Genomic DNA, 12,125 nt, shown 5'->3' with positions numbered 1-12,125 from the left:
CCTAAACCCCCCCGCGCCCCCCCCCCGCGCCCCCGCGGGCCCCCCCCCCGCCCCCCCCCCGGGGGCCGGGGGGGGGGGGCCCCCCCGGCCCCCGCCCCCCCCCGCCTCGCCGTATGTACGGCGCGGGTCCCGGCACGACCTGCCGCACCGGACCCGCGCGCCGGAGCGTCCGTCTCCGCCGGTATCGTCGGTTACGTCACCGATGCCTCCGCTGCGCTGCTGTCCCAGGCACCTCTGGCACCGCACCGAATCCCTCAGACCAGTGGAGACCGCATGTCCGGCCAGCCCGCCGCCCGCCGTACCGTGCTGAAGGGTGCCGCCCTCGTGGGCGTCGCCGGGCTGGGCGCGGCCGCCTGCTCGACGGACTCGAAGCTCGGGCACGCCGAGACGCCGACCCCCACCGCGCCCGTCGAGCTCGGTGCCCCGGACGAGGTCCCGGTGGGCGAGTCCAAGCTCTACCGCGAGCAGCGCGTCATCGTCACCTGCCCGGCCAAGGGGCAGTACAAGGCGTTCAGTGCCCAGTGCACCCACGCCGGCTGCCTGCTGGACAGGGTCGAGAAGAACGAGGGGCACTGCCCCTGCCACGGCAGCCGCTTCGACACCACCACCGGCAAGGCCGTGCACGGTCCGGCGACCGTGCCGCTGCCCTCCGTCCCGGTCAGGGTCGAGGGCGGCCGGCTGGTCGCTGGCCCCGACGCCTGAACCACGCCCGACGCCTGAACCACGCCCGGGGCCCGGCCGGCCCGGCGCCCGGCACCGGCCCAGGCCCAGCGCCCCGGCGGGCTCAGGCCCCGGCCCGGCTCACTCCCAGTCCCAGTCGATGCCGACCAGACCGGGCCGTACCCCCTGCTCCACCAGGTGGACCGTCCGGTGGCGGCCGGTGAGCGTGAGGTCCGTCCGGGCGCCGCGCGGCGCACCCGTGGACACCTGAGCGAAGCGCCGGCACCGGACCGGCAGCGCCTCCTCGTCGAAGCCGACCTGGAGCACGTACTGCCCGCCGCCGAAGCTGAAGCCGCGTACGTACTCGTCGCACGGCCCACCCGTACCGTCCTCGAAGCCGTAGCCGAACAGGTACGTCTCGCCCGCCCGCAGCCGGGTGTCGAAGAGCAGCTCCGCGACCAGCACCCCCGCCGCCTCGTCCCAGCGGACGCGCCCCGTCCGGCAGTTCTCCCGCGCGCTCACCCCGACCCGGGCCGGATCGCAGCCCGGATCGCCCCGGTACACGGCGAGATAGCGGTCGGTTCCGTCGCGGTGGGCGCGCACCACGTGCTGGGAGTTGCGGCGCTGCATCCGGCGGTCCGGCCCGATCCGTACCCGCTCCTGGTGCCCCACCGTGTGCAGCCCGCCGTCCGAGGGTGACTCCATCGCGCCGAGCAGCCGCTCGACCGCACCGGACGCGTCCACCAGGGAACGGTACGAGCGGGCCGGCGGGCGGTCGGCCTCCGGGCGGGACTCCCCGGCCCCCAGCAGCGCGAGCAGCGAGTTCCCCGGCAGCTCCAGCACCTCCTCCAGCGCCTTCACGGCCCGCAGGGACTCCGGACGCTGCGGACGCCTGGCGCCCTGCTGCCAGTAACTCAGGCTGGTCACACCGACCTTCACCCCGCGGTGCGCCAGATGGTGCTGCACCCGCTGGAGCGGCAGCCCGCGCACCGACAGCGCGGTGCGCAGCGCCAGATGGAACGGGCCGGTGTGCAGCACCTGCGCCAGTTCGGCCTCGGTGTGCTGCATGGGTCCTCCAGGTGAACGTTCACGTCGCGCGGGGGCGGGGCCGCGCCGGTGGATGCCGGTCCGCAGGTGGCCAGGGGGACGCGTTCACGCAGCCGCCCCAGGCGTTCACACCGCGATGTTCCCCCGCATTGAAGCGTGTTGACCCGTTCCCGACAACGGTTGATGCTCCACCACAGCGTCCGGACGCGCTCCTTGGAACCCCCATCCCCCGCCCCGGGAGGACCACCATGCGCAACCGAAGAGTCAGGCCCCGACGGCTGTCGGTCACAGCCCTGTTCGCCGCCCTGCTGCTCGCCGTTCCGGCGGCGACCGCCACCGCCGCGGACCTGAACCGCCCCGCACCGGCCGCCGCCGGCACCCTCGCCGCCGCCCAGCGGCTGAACATCACCATGCAGGCCCAGCAGAAGACCAACTGGTGCTGGGCCGCCTCGGGCAACACCGTCGCCACGTGGTTCGGCCGAGGGCACACCCAGAACGAGTTCTGCAACGCCGCGTTCGGCCGCGCCCAGGGCTACGAGTGCCCCAACTCGCAGGCCTCGCTCGGCAACGTCCAGGACGGGCTGTCCTGGGCGGGCGTCAGCCCCGGTTCGTACGTCACCGGCTGGCTGCGCTACCCGACCGTGCAGGCCGAGATCGGCGCCGGGAGGCCGGTGGAGACCCGCATCCAGTGGTCATCGGGCGGCGGCCACATGCACGTCCTGTACGGCTACGACGACGCGAACAGCTGGGTCTACTGGGGCGATCCCTGGCCCTCCAACAACCGCTACAACTGGGCCTCGCACGCGTGGTACGTGAACAACGCCGAGTTCTCCTGGACCCATTCGCTCTACCGGATCGGGGCGTGACGGCATGACCAGCAGACGAACCCCGGCCCACCCCGCCGCACGGACCGCGGGCACCCTGGGCACCGCACGGACCGCAGGCACCTCACGTACCGTGCGCTCCGCCGCGGCCGCCCTCGCCTCGGCCGGGGTGCTGGCCGGCTCCGCCCTGCTCACCGTCGGCGCCCCGCAGGCGTCCGCCGCCACCGGACCCGCCGCCACCCCGGCGACCCTGGCGGCGGCCCACGAGGCCGCCACGGACGCCACCACCCTGGACACGCTGTCCCGGTTCTTCGCCCGGGAGGGCGCGGTCACCAGGGCCGCTGCCGCTCCCCGGATCGAGGGCGCGGCCGTGCCCGTACGCACCCTGGCCGCGGGCTTCGTCGCCGGTGAACCGGGGGCCGAGGTCACCGAACTCGACTACCTGGCCAGTACCGCCGTCTCCTCCGACGGGCAGAAGGCCTCCCTGTGGACGCTGCCCGAGCCGGGCAAGGACGGGCACTGGCAGGTGGTGAACATCGCCACCGGTGACGACGAGGCCCGCTACACCGCCGCGGGCGTCCGGAAGCTGCCCGGCGGCACCGTCTTCCGGGAGCCGCAGATCGACGCCTGGTACGTCCACAGGGGCAGCCGGGTGCTCCCGCTCGACCGGGACGCGGTGAACGCGGTCGGCGCGGGCGGCACCACCCTGGCCGCCTACCGCACCCGGGTACGGGCCGCCTACGCGGACAAGCTCCCCGGCTCCGGATACGCCCGATCGGGCCGCGCGGGCGGCTACGGGCCCGCCGGGGCGGAACCGGACACCGCGGGACGGCCGGGGTCCGGGCCGGCCCGCCCCGGACCCGCCATCGCGGCGGACACGGGTACGGACACCGCGCTGACCGCGACGTCCGGTGCCGCCGCCGCGGGCGCCCTGATCGTGCTCGGCCTCTGCGGTGCGACGGCCCTGCGCCGCCACCGCCGCCGGACCCGCTGACCGCACCGGCGACGTACGGCGCGGCCGGGCACGGAGCGGCCGCGCCCGATGACCCCGTGCTCCGGGACGCGTACCCCCGACGCGCGCTCCGGAGCACGGCGCCGTCCACGAGCACACCGCGCTGTCACTGCCCGCAAGTAGGGTGGGAGACATGGCAGACCCCTCCAGCTACCGCCCCAAGCCGGGACAGATCCCCGACTCCCCGGGGGTCTACAAATTCCGCGACGAACACCGCCGGGTGATCTACGTCGGGAAGGCGAAGAACCTGCGCCAGCGCCTGGCCAACTACTTCCAGGACCTCGCGGGCCTCCACCCGCGTACGCGCACGATGGTGACCACCGCCGCGTCCGTGGAGTGGACCGTCGTCTCCACGGAGGTCGAGGCGCTCCAGCTGGAGTACTCCTGGATCAAGGAGTACGACCCCAGGTTCAACGTCAAGTACCGCGACGACAAGAGCTATCCGTACCTCGCCGTCACACTCAACGAGGAGTTCCCGCGCGTGCAGGTCATGCGCGGGGCGAAGAAGAAGGGCGTGCGCTACTTCGGTCCGTACGGCCACGCCTGGGCGATCCGCGAGACGGTCGATCTGATGCTGCGGGTCTTCCCCGTACGCACCTGCTCCGCCGGTGTCTTCAAGAACGCCGTCAGGACCGGCCGCCCCTGCCTCCTCGGTTACATCGGCAAGTGCTCGGCCCCCTGCGTCGGCCGCGTCACCCCCGAGGAGCACCGCGAACTGGCCGACGAGTTCTGCGACTTCATGGCCGGCCGCACCGGCTCGTACATCCGCCGCCTGGAGAAGGACATGGCGGCGGCGGCCGAGGAGATGGAGTACGAGCGGGCGGCCCGGCTCCGCGACGACGCCGAGGCGCTCAGGCGCGCCATGGAGAAGAGCGCGGTCGTGCTCGCCGACGCCACCGACGCCGACCTCATCGCGGTCGCCGAGGACGAGCTGGAGGCCGCCGTCCAGATCTTCCACGTCCGGGGCGGCCGGGTGCGCGGCCAGCGCGGCTGGGTCACCGACAAGGTGGAGAACGTCGACACCTCCGGACTGGTCGAGCACGCGCTCCAGCAGTTGTACGGCGAGGAGGCCGGGGACGCCGTCCCCAAGGAGGTCCTCGTCCCGGCCCTCCCCGAGGACCCGGACGCGGTCTCCCAGTGGCTGGCGGACCGCCGGGGCTCCCAGGTCAGCCTGCGCATCCCGCAGCGCGGCGACAAGAAGGACCTGATGGTCACGGTCCAGCGCAACGCCCAGCAGGCCCTCGGGCTGCACAAGACCAAGCGCGCCTCCGACCTGACCACCCGCTCCCGCGCCCTGGAGGAGATCTCCGAGGCGCTCGGCCTGGACACGGCTCCGCTGCGCATCGAGTGCTTCGACATCTCGCACCTCCAGGGCGACGACGTCGTGGCGTCCATGGTGGTCTTCGAGGACGGGCTCGCCCGCAAGGGGGAGTACCGCCGCTTCCAGATCAAGACCTTCGAGGGACAGGACGACGTCCGCTCGATGCACGAGGTGATCGGCCGCCGCTTCCGCCGCTACCTGCACGAGAAGGAGCGCACGGGGGAGTGGGAGGAGACCCCCGCGGAGTCCGGCCCCGCCCCGGCGGCCCCCGCACCCTCCGGCCCGGTCCCGGCCGGGCCCGCACCGGACGGGGGCGCCGAGCCCCGCGAGGACGACGGCCGGCCCAAGCGGTTCGCCTACCCGCCGCAGCTCCTCGTGGTCGACGGCGGACAGCCGCAGGTCGCGGCGGCCAAGCGGGCGCTGGACGAACTGGGGATCGACGACATCGCCGTCTGCGGCCTCGCCAAGCGCCTCGAAGAGGTCTGGCTGCCCGATGACGACGACCCGGTGGTCCTGCCCCGCTCCAGCGAGGGCCTCTACCTCCTCCAGCGCATCCGTGACGAGGCGCACCGGTTCGCGATCACCTACCAGCGCGCCAAACGGGCCAAACGCGTCCGCTCCAGCCCCCTGGACGACGTGGCCGGTCTCGGCGAGACCCGGAAGCAGGCGCTGATCAAGCATTTCGGCTCCGTGAAGAAGCTGCGGCAGGCGACAATCGACGAGATCTGCGAGGTTCCGGGGATAGGCCGCAGAACGGCGGAATCAGTGGCCGTCGCGCTCGCCTCGACCACCCCGGCCGCGCCCGCCGTGAACACGGCCACAGGAGAGATCATTGAAGAGGACGACGGGGGCAGCACGACATGACTGAGCGCGAAGATGAACAAGGGCATGACCGCACAGACCGAGCAGACGGAGCAGGACACGTGAGTACGGGCACCCCGGCCGAGACGGCCGACAGCACGGCCGCCATCCCCGAGCTGGTGATCATCTCCGGTATGTCGGGCGCCGGGCGCAGCACCGCGGCCAAGTGTCTGGAGGACCTCGGCTGGTTCGTCGTGGACAACCTGCCGCCCGCGCTGATCCCCACCATGGTGGAGCTCGGCGCCAGGTCCCAGGGCAACGTCGCCCGGATCGCCGTCGTCGTCGACGTGCGCGGCCGCCGCTTCTTCGACAACCTCCGGGAGTCCCTCGCGGACCTGGAGGCCAAGGGCGTCACCAGGCGGATCGTCTTCCTGGAGTCCTCCGACGACGCGCTGGTCCGCCGCTTCGAGTCGGTCCGCCGCCCGCACCCCCTCCAGGGCGACGGCCGCATCGTCGACGGCATCGCCGCCGAGCGCGACCTGCTGCGCGAGCTGCGCGGCGACGCCGACCTGGTGATCGACACCTCCAGCCTCAACGTGCACGAGCTGCGCGCCAAGATGGACGCCCAGTTCGCCGGTGAGGAGGAGCCGGAGCTCCGCGCCACGGTGATGTCCTTCGGCTACAAGTACGGGCTGCCGGTCGACGCCGACCTGGTGGTGGACTGCCGCTTCCTGCCCAACCCGCACTGGGTCCCCGAGCTGCGCCCCTTCACCGGGCTCAACGAGGAGGTCTCCGCGTACGTCTTCGACCAGCCGGGCGCCAAGGAGTTCCTCAACCAGTACACGGAGCTGCTCCAGCTCATCGCCGCCGGATACCGCCGCGAGGGCAAGCGTTACGTGACCATCGCCGTGGGCTGCACCGGCGGCAAGCACCGCTCCGTCGCCATGTCGGAGAAGCTGGCGGCCCGGCTCGCCACGGAGGGGATCGAGACCGTGCTCGTACACCGGGACATGGGGCGCGAGTGACCAGTCGCAACCTGCGCCTGCGCCGGCTGAGCAGGGCGACCTCCGCGCTGTCCGGCCGCAAGCGCGGCGCCCAGCCGAAGGTCGTCGCCCTCGGCGGCGGCATGGGGCTGTCCGCGTCGCTGACGGCGCTGCGGCGGATCACCGGTGATCTGACCGCCGTGGTCACCGTCGCGGACGACGGCGGATCCAGCGGCCGGCTCCGCGAGGAGCTGGGCGTGCTGCCGCCGGGCGATCTGCGCAAGGCGCTGGCCGCCCTGTGCGGCGACGACGACTGGGGCCAGACCTGGGCCCAGGTCATCCAGCACCGCTTCCAGTCCAAGGGCGATCTGCACGAGCACGCCGTCGGCAATCTGCTGATCGTCGCCCTGTGGGAGCAGCTCGGCGACCACGTCCAGGCCCTGGACCTGGTCGGCAAGCTCCTCGGGGCGCACGGCCGGGTGCTCCCGATGTCCGCCGTGCCCCTGGAGCTCCAGGCGCTGGTACGGGGACACGACCCGGAGCGCCCGGACGAGGTGGACACCGTGCGCGGCCAGGCCACTGTGGCGCTCACCCCGGGTGAGGTCCAGTCCGTGCACGTGGTCCCGGCCGACCCGCCGGCCGTCCCGGAAGCGGTCGCGGCGGTCCTGGACGCGGACTGGGTGGTGCTCGGTCCCGGGTCCTGGTTCTCCTCGGTCATTCCGCATCTGCTCGTCCCCGATCTGCTGGACGCGCTGATCGAAACGAAGGCCCGCAAGGTCCTCTCACTGAACCTCGCGCCGCAACCCGGTGAAACAGATGGCTTCTCTCCGCAGCGTCATTTGGAGGTTTTGGGACGACACGCCCCTAAACTCGCCTTGGACGTGGTGCTGGCCGACGAGGCCGCCGTGCCCGACCGCGAGTCCCTCGCCGATGCCGCAAAACGGCTCGGTGCCGCGGTCGAGCTGGCGCCGGTGGCCTCACCCGACGGCGTTCCGATTCATGATCCGGAGCTGTTGGCCGCCGCGTACGACCGTATTTTTCGGATGCATGGAAGGATCGGCCCATGGCGATGACGCCAGCGGTGAAGGACGAAATCTCTCGGCTTCCCGTAACCCGGACCTGCTGCAGGAAGGCAGAAGTCTCGGCGATTCTTCGGTTCGCGGGTGGGCTGCACCTGGTGAGCGGCCGGATTGTGATCGAGGCGGAGCTGGACACCGCGATGGCGGCGCGCCGGCTGAAGCGGGACATCCTCGAGATCTTCGGGCACAGCTCGGAGCTGATCGTGATGGCCCCCGGCGGGCTGCGGCGCGGCTCCCGCTACGTCGTACGGGTGGTGGCCGGCGGCGACCAGCTGGCACGCCAGACGGGTCTGGTGGACGGCCGCGGCCGTCCCATCCGCGGGCTTCCCCCGCAGGTGGTCTCGGGGGCCACCTGCGACGCCGAGGCCGCCTGGCGCGGGGCGTTCCTGGCCCACGGCTCGCTCACCGAGCCGGGGCGCTCGTCCTCGCTGGAGGTGACCTGCCCGGGGCCGGAGGCGGCCCTCGCGCTGGTCGGCGCCGCCCGCCGGCTCTCCATCGCGGCGAAGGCCCGCGAGGTGCGCGGTGTGGACCGGGTCGTCGTCCGCGACGGCGACGCGATCGGCGCCCTGCTCACCCGGCTGGGCGCCCATGAGTCGGTGCTGGCCTGGGAGGAGCGCCGGATGCGGCGCGAGGTCCGCGCCACCGCCAACCGCCTCGCCAACTTCGACGACGCGAACCTGCGCCGGTCCGCCAGGGCCGCCGTGGCCGCGGGCGCCCGGGTGGGGCGCGCCCTGGAGATCCTCGGCGAAGAGGTGCCCGAGCACCTGGCGGCGGCCGGACGGCTGCGCATGGAGCACAAGCAGGCCTCCCTGGAGGAGCTGGGCGCGCTCGCCGACCCGCCGCTGACCAAGGACGCCGTCGCGGGCCGCATCCGCCGGCTCCTGGCGATGGCCGACAAGCGGGCCCAGGACCTGGGCATCCCGAGCACGGAATCCACCCTCAGCGAAGAGCTGGCCGACGGGCTGGTCGGCTGATCCCGGCCGGCTCCGGGCCCCGCCCGCCGGGCCGAGCGGGAACGCGCCACGTTCCCGGGGGCGTTGACACTGCGTAATCGTCGCAGCGGGCGGGCGAGGACAACCGGAGGCCCGTACTCCTACTGGGGAGTACGGGCCTCCGCCGTTCCTCCCGCCCTGCTCGATGTCACTCCCGGCGCCTCGGAGGGGTAGTGTCGTAGGCGGTCGGGGACATCCCATACAACTCGCCGGCGTCGAAAACCGGCGTACCTAACGAGGAGATCGGTTCGTGACGATCCGCGTAGGCATCAACGGCTTTGGCCGCATCGGTCGTAACTACTTCCGCGCGCTGCTGGAGCAGGGTGCGGACATCGAGATCGTGGCTGTCAACGACCTGGGTGACACTGCGACCACGGCTCACCTGCTGAAGTACGACACCATTCTGGGTCGTCTCAAGGCAGAGGTCAGCCACACCGCCGACACCATCACCGTCGACGGTCACACCATCAAGGTGCTCTCGGAGCGCAACCCGGCGGACATCCCCTGGGGTGAGCTGGGCGTCGACATCGTCATCGAGTCGACCGGCATCTTCACCAAGAAGGCCGACGCCGCCAAGCACATCGCGGGCGGCGCGAAGAAGGTCCTCATCTCGGCTCCGGCCAAGGACGAGGACATCACCATCGTGATGGGCGTCAACCAGGACAAGTACGACGCGGCCAACCACCACGTCATCTCCAACGCCTCCTGCACCACCAACTGTGTGGCGCCGATGGCCAAGGTTCTCGACGAGAACTTCGGCATCGTCAAGGGCCTGATGACGACGGTCCACGCGTACACGAACGACCAGCGGATCCTGGACTTCCCGCACTCGGACCTGCGTCGCGCCCGCGCCGCCGCCGAGAACATCATCCCCACCACGACCGGCGCCGCCAAGGCGACCGCTCTGGTCCTCCCGCAGCTCAAGGGCAAGCTCGACGGCATCGCGATGCGCGTCCCGGTCCCGACCGGTTCCGCCACCGACCTCGTCGTGACCCTGGGGCGAGAGGTCACCAAGGACGAGGTCAACGCCGCGTTCAAGAAGGCGTCCGACGACGGCGACCTCAAGGGCTTCCTGACGTACACCGAGGACCCGATCGTGTCCTCGGACATCGTCGGCGACCCGTCGTCCTGCACCTTCGACTCCTCCCTGACCATGGTCCAGGAGGGCAACACGGTGAAGATCCTCGGCTGGTACGACAACGAGTGGGGCTACTCCAACCGCCTCGTCGACCTGACCGTCTTCGTCGGCAGCCAGTTCTGACCGTCGAACCGGCAGGCACCTCGATGTGAGCACGGGGCTCGAACAGCGCAACGAAGCGCCGTTCGAGCCCCGTTGCATGCTCTCTCGTCCTTCCAAGGAGTCCAGCAGATGAAGACCATCGACGAACTTCTCGCCGAAGGGGTCACCGGCAAGCGCGTATTCGTCCGCGCCGACCTCAACGTGCCCCTCAGCGGCACCACCATCACCGACGACGGCCGCATCCGCGCCGTCCAGCCCACCGTGGAGAAGCTGGCAGCGGCCGGCGCCCGGGTCGTCGTCGCCTCGCACCTGGGCCGCCCCAAGGGCGCCCCGGACCCGGCGTTCTCGCTGGCCCCCGCGGCCACCCGGCTCGGTGAGCTGCTCGGGACCGGCGTGGCCTTCGCCACCGACACGGTCGGCGACTCCGCCCGCGCCACGGTCGCCGCCCTCACCGACGGCCAGGTCGCCGTCATCGAGAACCTCCGCTTCAACGCCGGCGAGACGTCGAAGGACGACGCCGAGCGCGGCGCCTTCGCCGACCAGCTGGCCGAGCTCGCCGACGTGTACGTGGGCGACGGCTTCGGCGCCGTGCACCGCAAGCACGCCTCCGTCTTCGACCTCCCGGCCCGGCTGCCGCACGCCGCGGGCGACCTGATCGCCACCGAGGTCGGCGTCCTGAAGAAGCTCACCGACGACGTCCAGCGGCCCTACGCGGTCGTCCTCGGCGGCGCCAAGGTCTCCGACAAGCTGGGCGTCATCGACCACCTCCTGGAGCGGGCCGACCGCATCCTCATCGGTGGCGGCATGGCGTACACCTTCCTCAAGGCCCAGGGCCACGAGGTCGGCAGCTCGCTGCTCCAGGAGGACCAGATCCCGGTGGTGCTCGAGTACCTCAAGCGCGCCGAGGAGAAGGGCGTGGAGTTCGTGCTCCCCGTCGACGTCGTGGTCGCCCCGGCGTTCCCCGACCTCAAGACCAAGGCCCCGGCCGACCCCGCCACCGTCGCCGCCGACGCCATGCCGGCCGGCCAGATGGGTCTGGACAACGGGCCGGAGACCAACAAGCTCTACGCATCGAAGCTCGCCGACGCGGCCACCGTCTTCTGGAACGGCCCGATGGGCGTCTTCGAGCACCCCGATTTCGCCGAGGGCACCCGGGCGGTCGCCCAGGCCCTCGTCGACTCGTCCGGCTTCAGCGTGGTCGGCGGTGGCGACTCCGCCGCCGCGGTCCGCATCCTGGGCTTCGACGAGAACGCGTTCGGACACATCTCGACCGGTGGCGGCGCCAGCCTCGAATACCTCGAGGGCAAGACGCTTCCCGGCCTCGCCGCACTGGAGGACTGACCTTTCATGACCACCCGCACCCCGCTGATGGCGGGCAACTGGAAGATGAACCTCAACCACCTCGAGGCCATCGCGCACGTCCAGAAGCTCTCCTTCGCCCTGGCCGACAAGGACTACGACGCCGTAGAGGTCGCCGTCCTGCCGCCCTTCACCGACCTGCGCTCCGTGCAGACGCTGGTCGACGGAGACAAGCTGAAGATCAAGTACGGCGCCCAGGACATCTCGGCGCACGACTCCGGCGCGTACACCGGTGAGATCTCCGGCCCCATGCTCGCCAAGCTGAAGTGCACCTACGTCGCCGTCGGGCACAGCGAGCGCCGTCAGTACCACGCCGAGGCCGACGAGGTCTGCAACGCCAAGGTGAAGGCCGCGTACCAGCACGGCCTGACCCCGATCCTCTGTGTCGGCGAGGGCCTGGACATCCGCAAGGCCGGCGAGCAGGTCTCCTACACGCTCGCCCAGCTGGACGGCGCCCTCAAGGACGTCCCGGCCGAGCAGGCCGAGTCCATCGTGATCGCCTACGAGCCGGTCTGGGCCATCGGCACCGGCGAGGTCGCCACCCCCGAGGACGCGCAGGAGGTCTGCGGTGCGATCCGCGGCCGCCTCGCCGAGCTGTACTCGCAGGAGCTGGCCGACGCGGTCCGCATCCAGTACGGCGGCTCGGTCAAGTCCGGCAACGTGGCCGCGATCATGGCGCAGCCCGACGTGGACGGCGCGCTGATCGGCGGCGCAGCCCTGGACGCCGACGAGTTCGTCAAGATCGTCCGCTTCCGCGACCAGTGAGTATGCGGTAGCGCGGATCCGTCGTACCCTTGCGGGGGCCGA

11 protein-coding genes are annotated in these 12,125 nt (G+C 71.9%); 10 read left to right on the top strand and 1 reads right to left on the bottom strand.

Features of this window, described 5'->3' with window-relative positions:
* Window positions 1-273 precede the first annotated feature (273 nt).
* On the top strand, window positions 274-702 hold the full coding sequence (locus tag ACGFU6_RS37065; RefSeq protein ID WP_123526724.1) for a Rieske (2Fe-2S) protein: 429 nt from the start codon (window positions 274-276) through the stop codon (window positions 700-702).
* Window positions 703-801: 99 nt separating this feature from the next.
* Here ACGFU6_RS37065 and ACGFU6_RS37060 read toward each other — a convergent pair whose 3' ends face one another.
* A complete protein-coding gene (locus tag ACGFU6_RS37060; RefSeq protein ID WP_393616961.1) occupies window positions 802-1,728 on the bottom strand; it encodes a hypothetical protein in 927 nt (308 codons plus the stop codon).
* Between the two features lie 227 nt (window positions 1,729-1,955).
* Here ACGFU6_RS37060 and ACGFU6_RS37055 point away from each other — a divergent pair, with 227 nt between their 5' ends.
* The 9 genes from ACGFU6_RS37055 to tpiA all read left to right on the top strand — a co-directional run bounded on the left by ACGFU6_RS37055 (window position 1,956) and on the right by tpiA (window position 12,083).
* On the top strand, window positions 1,956-2,573 hold the full coding sequence (locus ACGFU6_RS37055) for a papain-like cysteine protease family protein (protein ID WP_393616960.1): 618 nt from the start codon (window positions 1,956-1,958) through the stop codon (window positions 2,571-2,573).
* A 91-nt stretch (window positions 2,574-2,664) separates the two neighbouring features.
* Complete coding sequence (locus tag ACGFU6_RS37050; protein ID WP_393616963.1) at window positions 2,665-3,525, top strand: hypothetical protein; 861 nt, start codon at window positions 2,665-2,667, stop codon at window positions 3,523-3,525.
* Between the two features lie 151 nt (window positions 3,526-3,676).
* Window positions 3,677-5,728, top strand: a complete 2,052-nt coding sequence (uvrC, locus tag ACGFU6_RS37045) for an excinuclease ABC subunit UvrC (RefSeq protein WP_393616959.1) — start codon at window positions 3,677-3,679, stop codon at window positions 5,726-5,728.
* Window positions 5,725-6,690, top strand: a complete 966-nt coding sequence (gene rapZ / locus ACGFU6_RS37040) for an RNase adapter RapZ (RefSeq protein WP_393616958.1) — start codon at window positions 5,725-5,727, stop codon at window positions 6,688-6,690. The genes uvrC and rapZ overlap by 4 nt, the downstream gene beginning before the upstream one ends.
* Window positions 6,687-7,721, top strand: a complete 1,035-nt coding sequence (yvcK, locus tag ACGFU6_RS37035) for a uridine diphosphate-N-acetylglucosamine-binding protein YvcK (RefSeq protein WP_393616957.1) — start codon at window positions 6,687-6,689, stop codon at window positions 7,719-7,721. Before rapZ ends, yvcK begins: the two co-directional genes overlap by 4 nt.
* A complete protein-coding gene (whiA, locus tag ACGFU6_RS37030; RefSeq protein WP_024494235.1) occupies window positions 7,712-8,701 on the top strand; it encodes a DNA-binding protein WhiA in 990 nt (329 codons plus the stop codon). Before yvcK ends, whiA begins: the two co-directional genes overlap by 10 nt.
* Before the next feature lie 268 nt (window positions 8,702-8,969).
* On the top strand, window positions 8,970-9,980 hold the full coding sequence (gene gap, locus ACGFU6_RS37025; protein WP_393616956.1) for a type I glyceraldehyde-3-phosphate dehydrogenase: 1,011 nt from the start codon (window positions 8,970-8,972) through the stop codon (window positions 9,978-9,980).
* Between the two features lie 108 nt (window positions 9,981-10,088).
* Entirely contained in the window at window positions 10,089-11,300 is a 1,212-nt protein-coding gene (locus tag ACGFU6_RS37020) for a phosphoglycerate kinase (protein WP_393616955.1), read from the top strand.
* Window positions 11,301-11,306: 6 nt separating this feature from the next.
* Window positions 11,307-12,083: a triose-phosphate isomerase gene (tpiA, locus tag ACGFU6_RS37015; RefSeq protein WP_393616954.1), complete on the top strand. Its 777-nt coding sequence runs from the start codon at window positions 11,307-11,309 to the stop codon at window positions 12,081-12,083.
* Window positions 12,084-12,125 lie beyond the last annotated feature (42 nt).

Origin of the sequence: Streptomyces sp. NPDC048462 (genome assembly GCF_043200175.1) — a bacterium.
GTDB lineage: Bacteria > Actinomycetota > Actinomycetes > Streptomycetales > Streptomycetaceae > Streptomyces.
The sequence above is the reverse complement of the archived record's forward strand: the minus strand, read 5'-3'. Positions and strand labels throughout refer to the sequence as shown.